Annotated in this window: 18 protein-coding genes and 2 pseudogenes; 3 read left to right on the top strand and 17 right to left on the bottom strand. The window is 67.6% G+C overall.

Annotated elements, in window-relative coordinates:
* Together ACN675_RS21035 and bioD are read left to right on the top strand one after the other, a co-directional pair.
* A pseudogene (locus tag ACN675_RS21035) lies at positions 1-146 on the top strand (8-amino-7-oxononanoate synthase); the annotation flags it as partial.
* Complete coding sequence (gene bioD, locus ACN675_RS21030; protein WP_420752689.1) at positions 143-859, top strand: dethiobiotin synthase; 717 nt, start codon at positions 143-145, stop codon at positions 857-859. The pseudogene ACN675_RS21035 and the gene bioD, both read left to right, overlap by 4 nt.
* A gap of 26 nt (positions 860-885) precedes the next feature.
* On the opposite strand, the gene ACN675_RS21025 is transcribed toward bioD, so the two are convergent.
* The 3 genes from ACN675_RS21025 to ACN675_RS21015 are packed head-to-tail and all read right to left on the bottom strand — an operon-like array spanning position 886 to position 4,066.
* On the bottom strand, positions 886-2,280 hold the full coding sequence (locus ACN675_RS21025; RefSeq protein ID WP_420752688.1) for a fatty acid desaturase: 1,395 nt from the start codon (positions 2,278-2,280) through the stop codon (positions 886-888).
* A gap of 17 nt (positions 2,281-2,297) precedes the next feature.
* On the bottom strand, positions 2,298-3,395 hold the full coding sequence (locus ACN675_RS21020; RefSeq protein WP_420752687.1) for a ferredoxin reductase: 1,098 nt from the start codon (positions 3,393-3,395) through the stop codon (positions 2,298-2,300).
* Positions 3,395-4,066: a class I SAM-dependent methyltransferase gene (locus ACN675_RS21015; RefSeq protein WP_420752686.1), complete on the bottom strand. Its 672-nt coding sequence runs from the start codon at positions 4,064-4,066 to the stop codon at positions 3,395-3,397. The genes ACN675_RS21020 and ACN675_RS21015 overlap by 1 nt, the downstream gene beginning before the upstream one ends.
* 123 nt (positions 4,067-4,189) lie before the next feature.
* On the opposite strand from ACN675_RS21015, the gene ACN675_RS21010 reads away from it, so the two are divergent.
* Complete coding sequence (locus ACN675_RS21010; RefSeq protein WP_420752685.1) at positions 4,190-4,819, top strand: class I SAM-dependent methyltransferase; 630 nt, start codon at positions 4,190-4,192, stop codon at positions 4,817-4,819.
* On the opposite strand, the gene ACN675_RS21005 is transcribed toward ACN675_RS21010, so the two are convergent.
* The 14 genes and pseudogenes from ACN675_RS21005 to ACN675_RS20940 all read right to left on the bottom strand — a co-directional run.
* Positions 4,779-6,179, bottom strand: coding sequence for an FAD-dependent oxidoreductase (locus ACN675_RS21005; protein WP_420752684.1), 1,401 nt, complete (start codon positions 6,177-6,179; stop codon positions 4,779-4,781). The two genes, ACN675_RS21010 and ACN675_RS21005, sit on opposite strands and share 41 nt — an antisense overlap.
* A gap of 88 nt (positions 6,180-6,267) precedes the next feature.
* The gene (locus ACN675_RS21000; protein ID WP_420752683.1) at positions 6,268-8,349 is read right to left on the bottom strand and encodes an AAA family ATPase; all 2,082 of its coding nucleotides are present in this window, start codon (positions 8,347-8,349) and stop codon (positions 6,268-6,270) included.
* Positions 8,350-8,413: 64 nt separating this feature from the next.
* Complete coding sequence (locus ACN675_RS20995; RefSeq protein WP_420752682.1) at positions 8,414-8,935, bottom strand: AMIN-like domain-containing (lipo)protein; 522 nt, start codon at positions 8,933-8,935, stop codon at positions 8,414-8,416.
* A gap of 106 nt (positions 8,936-9,041) precedes the next feature.
* On the bottom strand, positions 9,042-12,512 hold the full coding sequence (locus ACN675_RS20990; RefSeq protein WP_420752681.1) for a protein kinase domain-containing protein: 3,471 nt from the start codon (positions 12,510-12,512) through the stop codon (positions 9,042-9,044).
* Positions 12,513-12,643: 131 nt separating this feature from the next.
* On the bottom strand, positions 12,644-13,636 hold the full coding sequence (locus ACN675_RS20985; protein WP_420752680.1) for a 2Fe-2S iron-sulfur cluster-binding protein: 993 nt from the start codon (positions 13,634-13,636) through the stop codon (positions 12,644-12,646).
* Positions 13,633-14,667 (bottom strand): aromatic/alkene monooxygenase hydroxylase subunit beta, encoded by a 1,035-nt coding sequence (locus ACN675_RS20980; protein WP_420752679.1) that lies wholly within the window; start codon positions 14,665-14,667, stop codon positions 13,633-13,635. The genes ACN675_RS20985 and ACN675_RS20980 overlap by 4 nt, the downstream gene beginning before the upstream one ends.
* 1 nt (position 14,668) lies before the next feature.
* Complete coding sequence (locus ACN675_RS20975) at positions 14,669-14,974, bottom strand: MmoB/DmpM family protein (RefSeq protein ID WP_420752678.1); 306 nt, start codon at positions 14,972-14,974, stop codon at positions 14,669-14,671.
* A 9-nt stretch (positions 14,975-14,983) separates the two neighbouring features.
* Positions 14,984-15,352: a Rieske 2Fe-2S domain-containing protein gene (locus ACN675_RS20970; RefSeq protein WP_420752677.1), complete on the bottom strand. Its 369-nt coding sequence runs from the start codon at positions 15,350-15,352 to the stop codon at positions 14,984-14,986.
* Positions 15,349-15,594, bottom strand: a complete 246-nt coding sequence (locus ACN675_RS20965) for a toluene-4-monooxygenase system B family protein (RefSeq protein ID WP_231611075.1) — start codon at positions 15,592-15,594, stop codon at positions 15,349-15,351. The genes ACN675_RS20970 and ACN675_RS20965 overlap by 4 nt, the downstream gene beginning before the upstream one ends.
* 16 nt (positions 15,595-15,610) lie before the next feature.
* Positions 15,611-17,080 carry an aromatic/alkene/methane monooxygenase hydroxylase/oxygenase subunit alpha gene (locus ACN675_RS20960; protein ID WP_420752676.1) on the bottom strand — a complete coding sequence of 490 codons (1,470 nt, stop codon included), beginning with the start codon at positions 17,078-17,080 and terminating at the stop codon, positions 15,611-15,613.
* Positions 17,081-17,212: 132 nt separating this feature from the next.
* Positions 17,213-17,623: a hypothetical protein gene (locus ACN675_RS20955; RefSeq protein ID WP_420752675.1), complete on the bottom strand. Its 411-nt coding sequence runs from the start codon at positions 17,621-17,623 to the stop codon at positions 17,213-17,215.
* Between the two features lie 177 nt (positions 17,624-17,800).
* A complete protein-coding gene (locus ACN675_RS20950; protein WP_420752674.1) occupies positions 17,801-18,805 on the bottom strand; it encodes an AraC family transcriptional regulator in 1,005 nt (334 codons plus the stop codon).
* A gap of 193 nt (positions 18,806-18,998) precedes the next feature.
* On the bottom strand, positions 18,999-20,609 hold the full coding sequence (fadD1, locus tag ACN675_RS20945; protein WP_420752673.1) for a fatty-acid--CoA ligase FadD1: 1,611 nt from the start codon (positions 20,607-20,609) through the stop codon (positions 18,999-19,001).
* A gap of 4 nt (positions 20,610-20,613) precedes the next feature.
* Positions 20,614-21,099 (bottom strand): annotated as a pseudogene (locus tag ACN675_RS20940) (alpha/beta hydrolase); the annotation flags it as partial.

The raw sequence follows: 21,099 nt of genomic DNA, 5'->3' as shown, positions 1-21,099 counted from the left end.
GCCTGCACGTCGGGTGTTTCCGGCCTCCGTCCGTTCCCGCGGGCACGTCCCGGCTGCGCCTGACCGCCCGCGCGAACCTGGACGCCGACGATCTCGCCATGATCGAGTCGGTGCTCGGCGACGTCCTCGCGGAGGCACGCGTGTGAGCGTTCTCTGCATCACGGGCACCTCCACCGACGTCGGCAAGACCGTGACGACGGCGGCCGTCGCCGCGGTCGCGGCGGCGGCAGGTCTACGGGTCGCGGTGTGCAAACCCGCGCAGACCGGCGTCGCCGACGGCGAACCCGGCGACCTCGCCGAGGTCACGAGACTCGCCGGTCTCGGCATCGACACCCTCGAACTGGCCCGCTATCCCGAACCTCTCGCGCCGGACACCGCGGCCCGACGCAGCGGACGACCGCTGCTGAACCTGCTCGACGTCGTCGCCGCGGTACGGGCGCTCGACGCGACCCACGACCTGACACTCGTCGAAGGCGCCGGGGGAGTGCTGGTCCGGATCGGCGCCGACGGCTTCACGCTCGCCGATGTCGCGGCGGCACTGGACGCGCCGGCACTGGTCGTGGCGGCGGCCGGTCTGGGTACCCTCAACCACAGCGCCCTGACGGTCGCGGCCCTGCGGTCGGCCGGTGTGCGGTGCGTCGGCACGGTGATCGGATCATGGCCGGCCACACCGGATCTCGCGCAGCAGTGCAACCTCGAGGATCTGCCCGACGTCACCGGTGTACCCCTGCTCGGGAGTATCCCGGCCGGAAGCGGTGCGCTCGATCCGGAGGACTTCGGAGCCGGTGCGCAGGAGTGGCTGGCCGCATGCGGGCTGCTGCCGGAGGCCGTCGACCCACTTCTTCGGCCGCGCGGGTGACGTCGGCCCACCGATCGCCCCGGTGGCTAGTCCTGTCCGCGTGGGGGTAGGGAGACGTCCACGCCCCCGCTGTCGTGTTCGGGGCCCGCGGCCGCGCTGCCGGCCGGGACCCGCTGCCGGAACCGCGCCGCCTCGCTCGGGCCCGTTGCCCCGTCCGGGTCGAGCTCACCTCGGTACGGACCCGGCTTCGGGCGCGGTGCTCCGCCCGGGAACGCGAGCCGCAGGATGGTTCGGTGCACCATGGACCACTGCTTCACCAGCCCTCCGGAGTTGTACGGCAGTTCGTACCGTTGGCAGATCTCCCGCACCTTGGGTGCGATCTCCGCGTAGCGGCTGCTCGGCATGTCCGGGTACAGGTGGTGCTCGACCTGGTATCCGAGGTTTCCGCTGATGATGTGGAACAGCGGGCTGCCCTCGATGTTCGCCGCACCGACGAGCTGGCGCACGTACCAGCCGCCGCGGGTCTCGTTCTCGACCTCGCGAGGACTGAACGTGTAGGTCTGGTCCGGGAAGTGGCCGCAGAAGATGATGCCGTGTGCCCACACGTTGCGGACGATGTTCGCGGTAGCGTTCGCCACCAGCGTGGCCAGGAACGTGCGCTCGACGCCCGGGACCGTGCGATCGAGGATGTCGGCGACACCGGACCCTCGTCCGGTCGGCCGGAGGGACCGCAGCAGCCGTCCGAGACGAGAGGTCTCCGGTTGGCCGAGCCGGCCGCGGAAGGCGAGCTGGGCCAGGCCGAATGCGCCGGCGCTGATCAACGGCCAGCCGACGTAGTCCTTGACGATCTGGGCCCGGGCCTTGCCCGCGATCCCTTTGAGATCCTCCCAGACCTCGGGCCAGGATTTCTCGCCGGCGCGCACGGCCTCGAGGTCCATGTCGTGCAGCGCGACCCCCCATTCGAAGAAGGCCATGAGCAACACGTTGTAGAAGGGCTGGGCCAGATAGACCGGATGCCATTTCTGATGCGGGTCGATCCGCATGATCTCGTAGCCCAGGTCCTTGTCCTTGCCGCGGATGTTGGTGAAGGTGTGGTGGATGTAGTTGTGCGAGTGCTTCCACGCCTTCGCGGTCGACGCGGTGTCCCAGTCCCACGACGAGGAGTGGATGGCGGGGTCGTTCATCCAGTCCCATTGGCCGTGCATGACGTTGTGGCCGATCTCCATGTTCTCGAGGATCTTCGCCATCCCCAGACACGCTGTGCCCGCCCACCATGCGGGTTTCGCGGCCGAACCCAGCAACAGCACCCGCCCCGCCACGGCCAACTGCCGCTGGGCGGCGATCACCGCTTTGATGTAGCGGCGGTCCCGCTCGCCGAGGTCCGCGTAGACCTCGTCGTGGATGGCGTCGAACTCCTCGGCCAACGCCTCGACGGTTTCCTTGCTCAGATGCGCGAGAGGGCTTTCCACGTCGATACTCACCTCGGAGTTCCCTTCGTTCACAGCTCGATCTCGACGTCGCCCTCCGCGGTGTTGATGCAGGTTCGCACCACCTGACCGGTGAAATCGGCAACCTCCCCGGTGCGCAGATCCCGCAACCGTCCCGATTTCAATGTCCCGGTGCAGGTATGGCAGATCCCGATCCGGCACCCGTAAGGCAACTCGGCTCCGGCTTGCTCACCGGCCACCAGGATCGGGGTACCCCCGTCGCAGTCGGCTTCAATCCCGCTTTCCAGGAAACGGACGGTTCCGCCCGCACCGGCGGTTGCGGAGCCGCCGATGATGGGCTGGAAGCGTTCGAGGTGCAGCTTCGCGGGGTCGCCGTGGGTGTTCCAGTGCTCCACCAGCGCGTCGAGCATCTCTCCGGGACCGGAGACGAACGCCTCACGCTCCCGCCAATCCGGGCACAGTGCGTCCAGTTCGGCAGGCTGCATGCGGCCCTCCGTCTCGGTCAGCCGCACGTGCAGGTGGAAGCCTTCCCGACGGCGATCCAACTCGCGCAAGGTGGAGTCGAACATGATCTGCCCGGCGGTCCGATCCGAATGCACGGCCACCACGTCGTCGAGGGCGTCCAGGTGGTCGAGATGACGCAACATGCTCACGATCGGGGTGATGCCGCTGCCTGCACTGACGAACAGCATCCGGTCCGGGATCGGGTCGGGCAACGTGAACACGCCCTCGACCTCGCCGAGCCGGACGATGTCGCCGGGGGTGATCCCACGGACCAGGAACGGCGAGACCGTGCCGGTGGGAACCAGTTTCGGGGTCACGCTGATCAGACCGTCGTCGGCGTGGGGATCGGACGTCAACGAATATGCGCGCCAGTGGTAGACGCCGTCGATGACCACACCGAGACGAACGTACTGTCCGGCTCGGTGCCCGGGCCATTCGTGCGCGGGCCGGATCACGATCGTGGCCGCGGACTCGCCGGCCGGTTCGATCCGCTCGACGCGTCCACGCAATTCCCGCGTGGTCCACAGCGGGTTGATCAACTCCAGGTAGTCGTCCGGGCGCAACGGGGTGAACAGATGCCGCACAGCCTGCAGCAGCCGTCTCCGCGCCTTCGGAACCTTCGGACGTGCACCACGCTCCGCCATCAGTCAACCGTAGAGGACCGCGCCCGCCCCGACCGGCGGTCCGCCGGTTTGTGCGCGACCACCCGGAACCCCACACCCATGGCACCGACCCGGTGCACCTCGTCGACGACGAACCCCGCGTCCTCGAGATAGGGGACCGGATCACGGGTGAGGTGATCGGCGCCGAACCGGACCGTGAGCGGTTCGACCATCCGCATGAGCGTCGCAGCCACCCGGTTGGTAGCCGGCCCGTGCTCGGCGAGGACGATGCGGCCACCGGGCACCAGCACCCGGAACGCTTCGCGGCTCGCCTGCAACGGATCCGGGATGGTGCAGAACGTCAGCGTCGAGACCACCGTGTCGATGCTGTCGTCCGGCAGGTCGAGCGCCTGAACGTCACCGCGGCGCACGGTCGCGTGGTTCAACTGCAGATCGGCGATGCGGGTGCGGGCGATGTCGAGCATCTTGTCGGACAGATCGATGCCGAGGACGCTCGTGACCTGCGGGCCGTACAGCGGCAGGTTCAATCCGGTGCCCACGGCGAGCTCGAGCACGCGACCCTCGGCGCGCGGGACCGCCCACTGCCGGGGCCGACCCATGATGCGGCGTTCCCACCAGTCGATCTGTGTGTCGTACCGTCGCGACAGCGTGTCGAAGATCCGGCCCACCGTCTCGTTGTCCGGTTGTCGCATGGCGCCCCCGCCTCAGCCGTGGTGCGAATCCGATCCCGTCGAATGTACCGAGATCGGAACCGGAATGGACGGTATACCCTGCCGGGTATATTGGGCGAGGCCGTCGAGAGGAAGGACCCGATCGTGCAGGATCGCACCGACGAAGAGTTGTGGGACGAACGCTACCGCTCCCGCACCGCCCTCTGGAGCGGCGCCGCCAACCGGCACCTCGTCGCGGAGGTCGCCGAGCTTGCTCCCGGCACCGCACTCGACGTCGGCAGCGGTGAAGGCGCCGACGCGATCTGGCTCGCGCGACGCGGCTGGACCGTCACGGCCGTGGACATCTCCTCGGTCGCCCTCGAGCGTGCGGCCGGACATGCAGCCGCCGAACCCGCCGCGATCCGCGAGCGGATCATCTGGCGGCACCAGGACATGACCGACTGGGATCCCGGCGACGACGGGTTCGACCTGGTCACCGCGCAGTACCTGCACCTGCCCGCCGGCCCGCGCGACGAGCTGTACCGGCGGCTCGCCTCCGCTGTCGCGCCCGGCGGAACGCTGCTCGTCGTCGGGCATCACCCCTCCGATCTGCAGACGACGATGCCGCGGCCCCCGCGACCCGAATTGTTCTTCACCGGAGGCGATCTCGTCGCGCTGCTCGAACCGGGTTCCTGGCGGGTGATCACGGCCGCGGCGGTGCCGCACGAGGCAACCGACCCGGAGGGTCGCGCCGTCACCGTTCACGACACCGTCCTGTGCGCGCGGCGGCGCTGATCGCCGCGGGTCGTTTCACCTCTCCGCGAGCGGGTCGGGCGAGCCGGAGCACGACGCGCAGCACGGTGCCCGGGCTCATCAGCCGTTCCGGGCGATCGACCAGGGCGGCGACGCGGATGAAGCTCGTGGCGAGTACGGGATCGTGCTCGGCGGCGGCATGTAGACGCGGAATATAGGCGTTGGCGATCCGGATCTTCGGGGTGCGGGTTCCGATCACACCCGGGTAGGCCAGGTCGGCGCCGACCGACATGTCCCACGGCACGTCGATCACATTCGCGACGTCGCGGAAGAACGTCCGTGGGTGGGGTTCGGTGCCTCGTAGCAGGTGACGTCGCAGTGCGATCGCTTCGAGGGCCGCCACCGTCATGCCCTGCGCATAGATCGGGTTGAAGCTGCACAGCGCGTCGCCGGTCACCAGGAACCCGGCGGGGCATCGTGACAGGCGTTCGTACCGCCGGCGGACGCTCGCCGGAAACCGGAACGACCGGGGGTGCTCGATCGGTTCGGCGTCCCGGATCACGTCGCCGAGATCCGGGATCGACAGGGTGCGGGCGAACTCGAGAAAGCCGTCCGGATCGGTGGGCGGATAGTCGCCGAGCATCCCCATCAGCGTCACCAGAAAGCGGTTTCCCTCGAGCATCTGCAAGGCGCCGCCCCGTGGGGCATCGGGCGTCGGACCGATCACGATCCCGCGGTCGCTACCCAACCCTGGGGCCGGGGCACGATAGATCCGGGTCGTGTAGCCGAGGCCCACCTGGATCCTCTCCTCGTCCGGAGGCTCGAAACCCATCTCCGACAACCATTTCGGGGTGCGAGAACCTCGTCCTGTCGCGTCGACGACCAGGTCTGTGTCGAGGACTTGCTCGGCGCTGCCGTCGGTCCGCCGAAGCACACGGACACCGGTGACGCGGCGACGGTCGGACGTCGTGGTCAGGCCGACGGCGTCGCAGCGGTCCACGAGGGTGACGCCGGGTAGTTCGCTCACCCGGGCACGCACGCGATCCTCCAGGAACGGTCGGCTGGCGCTGAGGACGGTCATCCCGCTCTCCGGCTGCGGAAAACGGTGCCCGTTCAGGCACCATCGCACGTCGCGCAGATTGTCCAGGGTGGGCACGCCCTGCGCGACCATGTCGTGGGTGAAGCCCGGGAACAGTTCCTCGAGGACCTGTTGACCGCGTTCGATCAGCACGTGGGTGTGCCGCGCTTGAGGCACACAGCGGCGCGGGACCGCGCTGTCGGGAAGGTGATCGTGATCGACCACGATCACCTGCGCATACGCCTCGGACAGCACCCGGGCCGCGAGCAGGCCGGCCATTCCGGCGCCGACTACAACTGCGCGGTGACCGATCCGGGTTGTCATGGCAGCCTCCTCATGTGATGACGACATTCATGAGAAGGGTGCGAGGATTCGGTGCTCGATCACCAGTCCGATTACTGCTCGGTGGTGCTCATTCTTGATGCCCGTAGACTTCGCGATCCCACAACCACGAGACGATCTGTGCAACCCCCTGCGTGAGGTGGCGCCGATATGTGCTGAACGGCAACCCGAGCATCCGGGCGGCGGCCTCCTGGGTCGCGGCCGGGCGCAGGTACGTCCGGTCGACCGCTCGTACCAGTTTGTCGGCACGGGGATCGTCGGCCAGGGCGTCCACGGCATCGCGAAGCAACGAGTCCAGTTCCGCGACATCGGGTTCCGCGCCGCCGTGATCGCATACGACCCTGGTGCGCATCAACGGATTCCGTCGAAGCAGGTCCGGGCGGCGCCAATCGTGCAGTGCCTGCCGAACCGCCTGTTCGAACTCGGGGTGTGACAGCACCAGCAGTTGCGGCGTCGACTGCCCCGGCGCAGCGGGATTCTCGGACAATGCGCGAACGGCAACCTGCTCGAACCAGGCATCCACCGGGACGCGACGGAAGTCGTGTGCAAACAGCCCGACTCTGTGCGCACCGACCTCGAAATCGGCGCCTTCGGCCCGCGGGAGGTCGGCGACCGCGAAATACTCGTTCCACCGGTCCGGTTCCGCCAGCGTGAGGAAGTCCCAGGACAGCCTCGGGGTGCACAGATACCGCTGCATGGTCGTGATCGGGATCGCGTTCAAGGTGGGAGAAGGGTCCTGATAGGCGGCGTCGTCGATGACGAACCGGGTCTGGGTGATCGTCTCGTCCCTTCTCGGCGGCGAATGCCTGTGAGCGTAGTCCCAGGCGGCTGCGGCACCGGGATCTGCTGCCAGGTCTTCGGCGGACGCGCGGCTCAGGTCGAGCAGCGCGAAGAATCCGCGCGCACCGCCGTCGGAGCGGCGCACGAGGTAGAACCCTTCCGGTTGGCGCCGAAACCAGGTGGCGGCTATCTCTGCCGACTCCGCGCCCTCGTGGGAGCGGACCATCTCGACGATCGTTTCGCGATCCTCCGCGCGTGCGGGCTCCGGGTAGTGCCGGCCCCACGACCCCCAGTCCACCGGGGAGAGGACCCCGGGCAGATTCCGGAACACGAACTTCAGGTCGAAGATCACCCGCTGCTGTTCGCGTCCGCTGCACGACATCAGCCTGCGACGCAGGTGCCGCCACACGCGGTTGAACACCGTTGTGTAGGAGTCGAGGTCGCGCCACCGCAGATCGGCGTCCACGACGTCGCGAGCGAGATCGTGCGGGAACAGCCCCTCCGGGCCTGCCTCGACGAACGACAACTGCCGCAGCCACCCGAACACCTCGTGCGCGTCGTCGAGTTCGAGGACGTCACGCAGCAGGGACTCGGTGGTCACCCGGGCGAGGGCGCACACCTCGAGCGCCCGGCGGTGCAGGTGACTCGGCACCGCATCGATGAACCGTTGCATGAGAACCCCGATGAGGTTGGGGGTCAACGGATCTGCCGCGACCTCGCCGCCACGCGATGCCACGTCGGCCACCAACGACAACGCCAGCGGATGCCCGTGTGTGACCTGGCAGATCCGCTCGTGCAACCGCGCCGGCACCCCCACCTCGAGAAGGAACTCCCGGCATTCGCTCGGGGTGAGGTTTCGCAGGGACACGACGCGCAACAGCTCGCGCCACGCCGCATCGGCCCGCCACCCCGGGCTGGGCGGTGTCCGGGACGCGATCACGGTGAACGCCGTCGCGGGTAGCCGCGGCAGCAACCGGGTCCGCACCCACTCGTCGATCGGCGCCAGCGCCTCGTAGGTGTCGACGAGAAGGCAGAGTCGTTCCTCCCCGCGCGCGATCGCCCCGGTGTCGGGCACGTCGACGACCTCGCTCAGCACCTCGAGTACAGCCGCGGGGGAAGGGGAGAGGTCGCGGCCGTCGATCCGGACGACCGTGGCGCCCGCGTCCGCCGCGATCTCCGCCAGCATCTCGAGCAGCGCGGTCTTCCCGATCCCTCCGGGACCGTGCAGGTACAGCACGGACCATTGCGGATCGGTCGACTCCAGCCTGGCCCGGACCAGTTCGCGCTCACCCTCGCGGCCGACGTAGGTTCGCCGGCGCCTCGAGTCGAGCAGATCTCCGAGCGGTATCGAGGACCGTTCTCTGTCCTCCATACGACCAATGCTAGGAGCAGTACGGCAGAGTCCCGAGTTCTCGCCGTACTACCCCTGGTGTGCGTTACCACTGATGTGCGACGTCCAGCACCACCCGGGAGCCGTTGGGGCCGTCGAGTGTGAACACCCGGAACGGCAGCCGGGCGCGGACCCCGACGCCGATCGTGGTCTGCCCCTCGAAACTGTTGGCCCACGCGACCTGCCGCAGGGTGCGGTAGCCGGTGACGTCGACGACTTCGCCGCGGTTCGCCGGTGCCCAGTAGGCGGGCGCGAGGACGACCACCTGCAGGTACGCTCCGCCGCGCAGCGGCACTAAGAACCCGGACCCGTCCTCGTACACCGCGGGGACGTAGCCGACGCGATAGCCGGCCGCGGGCCCGGCGAGGTCGACGACGATCCGATCGAAACACTCGTGCCGGCCCGAGCGGACCGCGGTGACCGGTGAGGTGACCATCGTCGGGTTCGACTTGTCCTGCGAACCCCAGTAGATGCCGCAATAGGGCGTTGCGGCGGACGCGGTCGGGCTGATCAGTCCGATCCCCGCGATGAGTGCGAGCATCGCGAGCCACACATGGATCCTTCTCATTGTCTCGTCCTCTGTGCGTGGCTGATGAAATGTCATCGCAGAGGATCCGACGTGCGTTACAGGCGCATCGCGCGCAGACGACGCAATGTGCGCGTGACGCAAGGCATCAGGGTTCGGTCGGACCCAGCGCGTCCCAGAATCGGTCGGGCACCGCGGGCCAGTCGTCGTGCCACCGTCCGGCCTCGTGGTCCGCGCGCAGATCCTCGAGCAACGCCCTCAGATGCGGCCCGCCGTCGAGCAGGTAGCGCACGATGCCGAGGGTGGCGCACTGTGCGGTGATCGTCGCGAGCAACCCCTTCGCCTCGCCGGTGCGTCCGGCCGCGGCGAGGATGTCCACGAGCAGTCGGCGAGCCTGCAGTAGCGCCCGCGGTCGGCCGGCATCGGCGAGCATGTCCACCCACTCCTGTGCCCAGATGCACGCCAGTTCCGTTGCCGCCGAGGTGCCTTCGTCGAGCAGTGCCCGGATGGCGACGGACTCGTCGAGTTGGGCGGTGAGCGCGTCGACCCCGTGGACGGGCCGTCGTCGCTGCGCATGGGTGATCGGTGGGGGCGGCGGCACACCCGCGGCCGGGGGCAGGCCCAACCGCACACGTTCGTCCTCGATCCGGGCCCTCAGCCGGGGCAACGTCAGCGCCTGGGCGGCTCGGGCGCCCGACTCCAGGCGCTGCGCCGCCGCTGCGCGATCGCCCCGAAGGGCCTTGACCCGGGCGCCGATCGCGTACCGGGCCGCCTTGAACTCCACGCTCCCGCCGCCGTAGTCGAGGAGGTAGGCCTCGTCGAGGAGACGTTCGGCATCGTCGAGGCGGCCCTGCTCGTACAGCAACTCGCCGAGCAGCGACTCCGCGAGCCGTACCGCGACCGAGTGCTCGTCGCCCTGGCTTCGGGCAACCCGCAGGGCCTGCCGGAACCGCTGCTCGGCGGCGGTGATGTCGAGTCGCTCGTGTGCGGCGATGCCGAGATAGCAGTAGCCCTGCGTCTGGATGTACGGCCCGTGACTGCGGGCGTGATACGGCTCGGCCCACTCCTGGAGCCGTTCCGCCGCATCGAAATCGAACCGGTAGACCGCGGCCATGACGGCGAGGTGCGCGGCCGCGGACACCACCCAGGGGGACAGCGAGCCGGCCCGGGCCACTGCGGGGCGGATCAGCTCGTCGACGGCGTCGAAGCGGTCGCACCGGACCTCGATGACCGCTCGCACCATCCCGCACTCGGCGCGCAGGTCCTCGGCTTCCTCGGCAGCGAGGGAAGCGGTGGCGAGAAGTGATTCGACGGCATCGACGGCCTGCTCGGCGGGTCGCACGCGGTTCGACAGGACGGCGGTCCAGGCCACCATCAGCTGCAGACGCGGACGGGTGGTCAGTACGGACGGGGGCAGCTTGTCGAGGAGGGCTTCCGCGGATGCCACCTGGGACAGTTCGAGCAGGATCGTGCCGTGCCGTTCGACCAGGTCGACGGCCATCTCCTCATCTCCCGCGGCTTGGGCGTGGGTCACCGCGTCCCGGATGATCTCGTGTTCGGCGAACCACCGGGCCGCGGTGTGGTGCAGTTGCGTCACGCGGTCAGGTGTCTCGCGTTCGATCCGGCGCTGCAGGAACTCCCGGAACAGGTGGTGGTAGCGAAACCAAGTGCGCTCCTTGTCCATTCGGCGTAGGAACAGGCCTCGGTCCTCGATCTCCTCGAGCAGCGACTGGCATCGTGTCTCGCCGGTGAGCGCGGTTGCCAGCTCGGCGGAAACGAATTCGCAAATGCACGTGGCGAGCAGGAATTCGAGTATTCGGGGTTCGAGTGTGGCGAGGACGTTCTCGGCGAGGTATTCCCCGATCGCATGGTGGCTGCCGGTGATTCCGTGGATGAGGTCCGCCGGGTCGTCGCTGTCGCGCAGGGACAGCGAGACCAATTGCAGCGCCGCCACCCAGCCGCCGGTCGCGCGGGTCAGGGCGTCGACGTCCTCGTCGGTCAGGCGCAGTCCGGCCCGCTCGACCAGCAGCTGTCGCACCTCCGCTTGGTCGAACCGCAGGGCGGCAGCGTCCACCTCGATCAGCTCGTCGCGCAGCCGCATGCGGCTGAGGGGCAGTCCGGTGCGGGCCTGGCTGGTCACGATCACCCGGAGGTGACCGGGATCGGCGTTGTCCAACAGGAACGCCATCGCAGCGGTGCCCGCGGGGTCGGAGATTCTGTGCCAGTCGTCGATGATCAGGACGACTTGCTCCCCGGACTGCTGAAGCTCGTTGATCAGCGTGGTGAACACGTACTGAGCTGCGCCGTCGCCGTGCTCCTCGAGAACCGCGCCGAGGTCCTGGGCGAGGTCCGGCCGCACCCGGCGGAGGGACTCGACCAGATGCGCCAGGAGCCACAGGGGTTTGTTGTCGTCGTTGTCGACGGACAGCCAGGCCACCTGGACGCCGGTGCCGGCAAGTTCACGCGACCACTGTGCGGCCAGGGTGGTCTTGCCGAACCCGGGTGGAGCGGTGATGGCCGTCAGCGTGCGCTGCCCGCCCGCACGCAGCAGCTGCAGCAGTCGCTCACGGACCACCAGGGGACGAGTTGCGGACGGAGGACGCAGTCGCGTGGCGGGCACCGGAGGGGTCAGCGGCCCCGAACCGGTGCGCCGGCGATAACCGGAGCCGGTGGTGGAACCGAAACGAGTGGTGCCGGAGCCGACTGAATCACCGATCTCGGGCACCGCAAGCTCGTCCACCGGCAGCCCGTGACGCTGCTGGACCGTTCGCAACTGCTCGCCGAGTTCGGCTGCCGTGCCGATGCGTGTGGTCGCATCCCGGTCCATCGCGCGCTCGATCACAGCGCAGACGTCATCGGGGATGTCGATACCGCCTTGCAGGTCCGGCGCCGGACCGCCGGTGATCCGGAGGAACTGGGCGACCACCGATTCGCCGCGGCGCCGCTCGTACGCCGCGTGCCCGGTGATCACACAGAACAGGGTCGCGCCGAGCCCGTACACGTCGGCGGAGCGGGTGGGGGGTTGTCCGGAGAGCACCTCCGGGGCGGTGAACGCCGGAGATCCCGTGATCGCGCCGTCGGAGGTTTCGAAGGCCCCGGCGATCCGCGCGATCCCGAAGTCGGTCAGCTGCGGCTCCCCGTAGTCGGTGAGCAGGATGTTCGCCGGTTTGACGTCCCGGTGCAGCATGTTCATGCGGTGTGCGGTCTCCAGCGCGCCGGCGATCTTGACACCGATCCCGAGGGCGTCTTCCCAGCGCAGGGGTCCCTGCGCTCGGAGTTGGGCTTCGAGCGAGTTGCGGCGGTGGTACTCCATCACGATGTACGGCTGACCGGATGCGGTGGCACCGACCTCGTGGACGGTGACGATGTTCGGGTGGCCGGACAGTCGGCCCATCGCACGCTGCTCACGCAGGAAGCGTTCGAGGTTGTCGGGGTCCGGTTCCGAGGTCAGCACCTTGATGGCCACGGTGCGGTCGAGCGCGGGCTGCCGACACCGGTAGACGACGCCGAATCCACCCCGGCCGATTTCGTGCACGTCCTCGAACCCGGCCGCGATCAGTTCGGCCACGATTCGCGGCGGGTCCTTCCGCTGCGTCGCCTGCGGATCGATCTCCGCCATCGGCTGCCTCGTCCATCAAACCGGGGTTGGTCGAATGCCCCAATCATATGCCCGTGACATCGGCTTATGCCCTGAGATCGGAGGTGGACGGGCCGCGAACGACGTCGCCGGCTCCCGGGTGCCGAGTCGGGTCACCCGAAACGGTCGTAGTGGATGGTGTCGAGCGGGTGGCCGCTCGTGCTCAGCAGCTGCAGGACCGCATCGACCATGGGCGGTGGTCCGGCCAGGTAGATGCGCGCCCCGGTGAGACTGTCGGCGTGTGCGGCGAGCGCGTCGGTGACATAGCCGCTGGGCGTCGAGTCGTCCGCGCACGGAGTCGATGTTGTGGCGTGCAGGCGACCGTTCGGCAGCCCTGCCAGGAGATGCGCCAGTTCCGATCTCCCGACGAGTTCGTCGACGGATCCCGCACCGTAGAAGGCCCGCACGGGCCGGGGGTCGTCGGCCGCCGCCAGTTGCTGCGCAAGCGCGAGGATCGCCGAAACCCCTGTGCCACCGGCGATCAGAACGATGGGCAGCGTGTCCTGTCGTAGCCACATGTCGCCGTACGGCAGTTCCATCGGGACAACCGAACCCAGCGGCAGGGAGAAGAGCCGTTCGCTCCCGGCACCGCCGTCGTAGCGCTTGGCGATGAACTCGACCTGATGATCTCCGGACGTGGCCGCCATCGAATAGCAGCGTCGCAGGTCCGGGCCGAGTTCGAGGAGTGCGAACTGTCCTTCCCGATACTCGGCCGGCCGATCGAGCCGGAATCGGAAGCGGTGGATGTCGGGGCCGAGTTCGTCCACCTGCTCCAACTGCGCGGTGTAGTCGCCGGTGCCGAGATGAGCGCGCGGGGACTCGTCGGTCCAAGTCGCCTTGACGACGAGGTCCGAGCAGGCCGCGCTCTGGCACGCCAGGATCCGTTTCCGCCTCTCGTCCCGCGGATGAATCGCCGGTGCGGTGTCGAACAGCGGATCGATCTCACCCTCGGTGAGCGTGAGCTTGCAGGTCCCGCACGCGCCCCAGCCGCATTCGAAAGGCAGCCAGACTCCGGATCGACGGGCGGCGGCAAGGATTCTCTCTCCTTCACGGATCTTGAATTCCGCGTCGCCCGGCGTCACTCGTACTCGAAATACGGATGTCACTGTTCGTCCTCGGCTGGATCCAGGAGGCCGCATGCCTGCAGGTACCGATGTTGTGCGGCGGTGACGGCTTCGGTCAGGTCGACGGCCGCCATCGGCTGGGGTGCCTTCTCGAGCATCCGGCCGAGGCTGTCGACGGCGTCGAGCACGAGCGGTTGCCACTGTGCGATCCAGGAGAGGAGCACGTCCTTCAGTTGGGGGTCGCGTTCGAGGGAGTATCGGACGAGGGCGGCCGACCAGGTCTGACTACGCTTGCTGTCCTCGCCGAAGTCGGTGAACAGGCTCCGCAGGAACTCGTCGCCGTTCTGCCCGGCGAGCGCGGCGAACTGCACGTTGAGCAGGGTGTCGAGCAGCGGCTTGACCACGAGGTTCAGGGCCGCGAAGCTCTCACCCCAGTCGTAGGCGATCAGAAGCCGTTCCAGGGCCTCGCGCAGCGGCTGCCACAGAGGGTCCTGTTCCCAGGCGGTCCGCGCGACCTCGGTGGACGCGAGCCGGTCCTCGTGAGCGTTCGCCAGAACCTTCGTCCAGTAGGCGAGGCGTTGGATGCGACGCATCTCGTCCGCGGCCTGGAAGTTGGCGCAGTTGGTGATGAACGAGGACGGTGCCATCTGGCCGACGTACAGACCCGTCATCTGCAGGATGTGCAGCGGAAAGCGCAGTGGTACGAGGAAGCGTTCGAGCGTTGCGACCCATTCCGGGTTCAGATTCGGAGCCGACTCCGCGTGTTCGTGCTGGTCGATGAGTTTGTCGACGAACACTTCCCGCTCGTCCTGTGAGGCGACGTAGTCCTTGTAGGTGAGCTTGTAGGGGTCGCGGAACTGCTCCCAGTCGTCGACCTGGAAGGGTGATCCTTCCCGGTGCTGCAGGTACCAGCCGTTGAGGGGCATGCCCGGGTGTTCGAACGGCTGCGGATCACGACGGAAATGGGTGTGGAAGTTGGAGGTGACGACCTCGTAGGGTGACGGCTTGCGGCGCACGTCGCCGAGAAGGCTCCAGGTCTTGGGCTTGGCCTTGATTCGCGCGTTCGATGCCATCTCAATCTTTCCTTTCCAGAAACCAGACGATCTCGTCGTCTTCGACCTGCTTCATGCGACCGGCGAATCCGCTCAGCGCCGGTTCGAGTTCGACCAGCGGGAAGTCCCGTCCGAGTTCGAGTTCGAGGCTCTGCCGGGTGAGCCGGCAGTATTCGGGTACCTGGATGCGGACGTACCCTCCCTCGTCGGACACTCGAACGTCCGAGTCCGGGTTGTCGGCGATGATCGCGTCGGCGACGGCATCGGCGAGGTCCATGTCGAGGCCGCGCATGAGCGGTCCGACCATTTTGGGTGTCAGGTCTGTCATCTCCGCCTTCTAGCTCTCGTTGGCGCGGTTGTAGTGGCGTTTGCCGTCGTTCGGGATACAGACCTGGATCTGCTCGTCGGTGACACGGACGGGGAAGCGGAAGAGCTTGCAGCCGGTGGGGTTGAGTCCTTCCCCGGTGCGCATGTCGAATTCCCATTTGTGTCCGGGACATTCGAGGGTGCCTGCTTCGTCGTTCCACTCACCGTCGGCGAGCAGCACTTCCTGGTGCGGGCACATGCCCTGGAAGGCCAGGATCTCGCCGCCGTTGTGGTGGACCAGCAGGATCTGCTCACCTTCGACCTCCACGTCGAGGATGTCGCCTTCCCACAGTTCGTCGGTTTCGAGTGCGTCGGTCCAGCCGACTTCGGGGGCGCTCATCGGTATCCCACCTGCAGCACGTCGAGCGGGCCCACTCCCGCATCGGTCACGGTGGCGGTGTCGGCGAGTACCCGGCCCTGGAACCGGACCTGCAGGGGTCGGGGCTGGGCTGCGACGCGGCGGCCGGCGGCGTGGTACGCCACCTTCTCGGCGACGACCGACATCGGGTCCGTGTCGTCGATCGGGACGAGCAGAACGACGAAGTCGCCGTCGAAGATCCCTTGCACGGGAAACAGTGCCATGTCGAGATCCTTTCTCTCAGCTGGCCTGCCGGCTGCCGGGTTGTCCGGCGAATGCCCAGGCGTAGTCCGTGGCGTCCTGTCCCCGTTCTGCCGGCGACAGACCCATGTAGTTCAGAGCGCCCTCGATGGTCGGTGGCTGGACGACTCCGCTCAGGAAGCGGTCGATGATATTGAGATGCCCGGCGAAGCGTTCCGGGTTCTGCTCGTAGACCCACTTGCACGGTTCCGAGCAGAAGAGCCGGCGCCGGCCGTCGGTGTCCAGGATCAGAGGCTCGGGGCTGTCGAGCTTGCCGACCAGGTGGCCGGCCGGGTTCACGAGCGGGATCTGGCACATGTTGCAGACCATCGGGAACGTTTCCGGCAGGGTCAGTTCGGGTTTGCCGGCGCGGATGTTCTCGGTGATGGCGTCCCACACCTTGCCGAACGTGTCGTTCCAGCCGGGATACTTCTCCTCGAGCCAATCCCGTTCCTCGGGGGAGACCCCGGCGTCGGGATTCCACCAGACGGTCGGCCGCCAGCCCCACACCCCGAGATGCAGACCGTGGTGGTACCAGTCCAGCTCCTGCAGGAAATGGCTCTCCCAGTACCATGGCACCTCGAGACCGAAGTCGCGGAACTGGTCCACGAACTGCTTGATCACCATCTCGTTCATGAATTCCTTGAACGAGTGCTTGCGGTGCTCGAGCGGGGTGTAGTAGTCCATCGACAGGCCGGTCAGCAGGGCGAAGATGTGCCAGGTGCGCCAGAACATGTGGTCGACGAGCTTCTGCGCGACGTCCGCTCGACCGTTGGCGATGAGGACCTTGATCGTCGGTTCGCCCTGCTGGGCGTGCCGGGCCTCGTCCGTCTGAATCGACGAGATCAACGATGCGAAGTCGACGTCACCGACCTTCATCGCGTCGGCGGCCATGCCGAGGAACTGCAGGTTGGTGAAGCCGGTCTCGAAGGTGAAGGTCAGCTGGATCGCGGTCGAGACGGCGTCGTTGGCGGTGAACATGTCGTCGAAGAGGCTGCGTGCTGCGATCACACCCCATTCGTTGGTGTGAAATGCCTTGTGCGCCCAGTCCGCTCGGGGTTCCTTCGACAGGAGTCCGTGGGGGAAGAAGGTCTGGATCTGGCCGTGCCGGGTCTCGTCGAGCGTCCCGTAGGTGGCCATGTTCCGCCACGCGGCCGACCGGCCGAACCGGCCCATGCGGGCCTCACCGGTTCCTGCCAGGTATTCGGGAACCGCGATGGCGCCGTAGTGCGCCAGGATCGCCGACTTCCATCCGGGGTCGAGGTTTTCGTACATCGCGGAGCGGGCCAGGATGGAGTTGACCGCGTAGACGGAGGTGTCCTTGCCGACCTGGTTGTGGACGTACTCCGGGTAGGTGATCTTGTACGGTTCGTCCCAGATCCACCACTGCTCCGTCGGGATTCCGTAACTGTTGGACTGGACCTGCGGCCATGCCTGGTCTTCCTCGACGTAGCGAAGTGTCCAGTTCATATCCCGCGTGAGGTCGTACCATTCCGATCGCGCAAGCTGTGGCATGTCGTATCCCTTACTGTCGTGCTTGGTGTGTGCAGGCCGCGTTGCGGCGAAAGATGCTGCAGCGGATTCGTGATGGTCCGATTCCCGCTATCCGGGAGTCCGATTCAGTTCGAAGGTGTGCAGGACGACGAGTGTGCCGTCCCTGAGGCGAGACGGCCGAATTGCTACCTCTGCCTTGTGGGTCGGGGCCGTGTCGTCCACGACCAGCGAGACCGTGCACCGGTCGTATCCGGGTGCGCTGACGTGGATCTCGATCGCATCGGTAGCGGCGCGCGAACCGTGCGCCAGGATCTCGAAGGATCCCTCGGGTTCGGCGTCGAGGAGCACGCCCCATACTCCGACGACGGCACCGGTCACCGCGGCGCCGTCGTCGCCGACGATCTCGCCTGCGAGAAGGAATTCGATTGCCTCGCTGTCGAATTCGTTCACCGTGAGTGCCGCGGGTGATGCGAGGTGTGTCGAACGGGCTGCGGGGGGCTCGACGCTGATGACGGACATGTGGATCCCTCTCCTTCTTCTCCGGACGGGAATTCCGGCTACGTGCTCGCCTTCGTTTCGACGGGTTCCCGCTCGCGTGGAGAAAATGTTAGGTGGATCACAGGTGGAGGAATATCCGCCCGGCGCAGGGTCTGGCCGGATTGCGCAACGAGTTCGGAAGCCGCGTCGACGCCGGCTTCACCACGTCGGCGACAGGGAGCCCTGTGGGTCCCTGTTGCGCAGAGTCTCGGACGGTGTCTCGCCGAACTTGCTGCGATAGGCCGCGGCGAAGCGACCGAGGTGCGTGAAGCCCCATCGGAACGCGCTGTCCGAGACGGACGTCTGCACCTCCGGGTTGCAGAGTTCCGCGTGCACACGCTGAAGGCGGACTTCACGCAGATAGGTGGTCGGGGATACGCCTACGTAGCGCTGGAACCCGGACTGCAGCGTCCGGGCGCTGACCCCGATCGCACGGGAGAGTTCGGAGATCGTCCATGGTTCTTCCGGCTGTTGTTCGAGCAGGTCGATCGCCTGCTTCACGACGCGCGGCCGCGCCGGTCCGTGTGTGCTGAGCAGCTGCTCGGAATAGTTGTGCGGCTGGCCGACCAACAGGCCTGTCATCACCAGCTCTTCGACTCGTGCGACCAGCAGCGGCTGGTGCCCCGTCTCCGCGTCGCGTTCCATCTCGGCCTGCAACAGCCTGACACTGTCGACCCAGGTGTGCAGCGACGGGGTCGACAGGTCCATACAGAAGTCGAAGCACAGCGGCGCCTTGATCTCGCGGCCCAGCAAACCTTCGAGTTGCCGCTCGAGGGCATGACGCTCGATGCGCACGAAGAACATGCTGTAGTCGGGGTTCAGGGCGATCATCGAGGGGTCGTCCGCACGATAGGCCACGCCGTGGTTCGGTATCGACACAGCGGTTTCGTGCCGGCCGCGCCGCGCTTCCGCCCTTCCCGTCAGGGGCAGAGTGAAGAAGTACTGCGCCTCGGTCGTCGGTGCTTCCAGCGTGATGCGGGATTCGTACTTCAGATACGCCAGAGTGATGTGGCCGAGATTGGCGGCGTTCATACGTGCATTCGGGGACACCGCACCCACGGCCTGCACCTTGTGGGGAACCAGGAGGCGGGCGCCGACATCGCGGATGACCTCGAGGTCGCTGGTGCGGAACTGAGTGCAACGGGCAAGGGGTTCCATCGCCATGTGAGCAGCACCTCTACTTCTCTGGTCCCCCCGCGAATGCGTTGTGCGAAAGACTGCGTTTCGCGAAAGACGTGGGGCAGCCACCGCGGGTGTGGTGTGACCCGCGTCACGGCAGTGTACGCCGAGGAGGGTGCTCGTGCCAGTTTCGGTCGGTTTGCGGTGACCGCGGAGATCTGGACAGTGCAGTCGCGTCCTACGAGTGCCGGTCACGCGTTCCGGGCGTGGCGCTCAGTGCGACCTCCTCGAAGTGCGTGCGATTCTTCCGCTGCCACAGCACACCACCGCCCGCGGTGACGCCCTGTGCTTTCAGTTCGCGCTTGAGGATCTTGTTCGTCGCGGTGACCGGCAGGTCGCGGTCGATGCGCACCCAGCGTGGCCACGCCTTCGGCGACAGGTCGGACTGCGCGGCGAGGAACTGCTCGAATTCGGCGGGGGAGAGGTCGGCATCATCCTGCAGGACCATCGCCGCCATCACCTGATCGCCGACGGTGTCGTCGGGCACCGCGTAGACGGCGACCCGGTTCAGGGCGGGAAGGCGTTGCAGGATCCGTTCGATCGGGGCGGCGGCGAGGTTCTCGCCGTCGACGCGCATCCAGTCGGCGGTGCGTCCGGCCAGATAGATCCACCCGTCCGCATCCTTGTAGCCGAGGTCGCCCGACCAGAACATGCCGCCGCGCATCCGCTCGCCGGTGGCCTCCGGATCGTTGTAGTAGCCGGAGAAGAATCCGCCGCCGTGTGTGTTGACGAGTTCACCGATTGCCTTGTCCGCGTTGATCAATGCGCCGTTCTCGTCGAACTCCGCCGGCTCGCACTCGGTGAGGGTGTCGGAATCGTAGACGGCGACACCGTCGAGACCGCGGCCGATCGACCCGGGTGGGGTGCCCGGTTCGCGCGTGATGATGATGGCCAGTTCCGTCGACCCGAATCCGTCGAACACCGTGCAGTCGAAACGACGCGAGAACTCCGCGATGTCGCGGTCGGTGGCCTCGTTGCCGAACGCCACCCGCAGCGGATTGTCGTGATCGTCGGGTTTTCCGGGTGTGGCGAGAACGTAGGCGAGAGGCTTGCCCACGTAGTTCATGTAGGTGACGCCGTAACGGCGGACGTCGTCGAGGAAGCGCGACGCCGAGAACGACACCGGCACCATCGCGGCGCCGCTGTTGATCGCGACGCTCCACCCGGCGACGATCGCGTTGGAGTGGAACAGCGGCATGGACAGGTAGCAGACGTCGTCGCCGGTGACGGCGAACCGGTCGACGAGGTTGCGTCCGGAGAAGAGCACCGTGAGGTGCGCGACCTGCACGGGTTTCGGATCGCCGCTGGTGCCGGACGTGAAGATCATCATGAACGTGTCCATGACTGCCGCTTCGCGGTGCGGGGTCAGGTCCCCGGCCGACGCGACCAGCTCGGCCCATTCCGGTGTCGAGGTGTCGAACACCCGCACGCCGGTCAGGTCGAGGCCGTCGAGCAGTGGCCGGTGTTCGGCGTCGGTGACGACGATCTGACAATCGGCCCGCCGGATGTCCCGGGCGAGACCGTCCCCGCGGCGGGTGGTGTTGATGCCGCACAGCACGTACCCGCCCAGGCCTGCCGCGGCGATCGCGGTGAGCATGTCCGGGGTGTTGCCGAGCAGGGTGCCCACGTGCACGGGCCGAGCCGGATCGGCGATGGCGAGGAGTGCGGCGGCCTGCGCCGACGCCTCGCCCAGATGTTCCTGCCAGGTCCAGGTGCGGTCGCCGTGGACGAGCGCGACCGTGGTGTCGTCGAGGCGCTCGCGCAGTACCTGCTGGACGGTCTCGGCCATCGTCCTACCTTCGTGTCGTGGGGGCGGCGTGCCGGCCGCGGGCCGGTTCCGGGGCGGCTGCCGCGACCTCGGCGGCCTCGTCCGGGACGGTTCCGAGGTGGCGGGTGAGGAACAGGATCTGATGATCGACCGCAGCGTCGAATCCGCGGTGACCGGCGTAGAGACCGAAGTGGTCGCACGGATAGTGCCGGACCTCGGCGCGGGCGGCGAACCCGGCGACGGCCGCGGAGTGCGGGGGTGCGCTGCGATCGAAATCGGCGATCTGCATCAGCACCGGGCAGCGCACGTTCTTCGCCTGCTTCGCCGGCCGGTACGACCCGAGCTGCATCGTGATGTCCGCGTCGATCTCGTTGCGCCAGGTCGGTCCCGCGATGCCGGTGTAGTCCTCGAAGTAGCCGTCCAGGCTCAGTGCCGCAGGCTCGCCGGGGCGGCCGACCACCGCGATCGTGGTGCCGGTCCGCCCGGTGAGGGCGCCGACGCGGCTGCGCAG

Origin of the sequence: Rhodococcus sp. O3 (genome assembly GCF_048897285.1) — a bacterium.
In the GTDB taxonomy this organism is placed as follows: domain Bacteria; phylum Actinomycetota; class Actinomycetes; order Mycobacteriales; family Mycobacteriaceae; genus Rhodococcus.
This window is presented reverse-complemented; position numbering and strand designations above follow the sequence as displayed.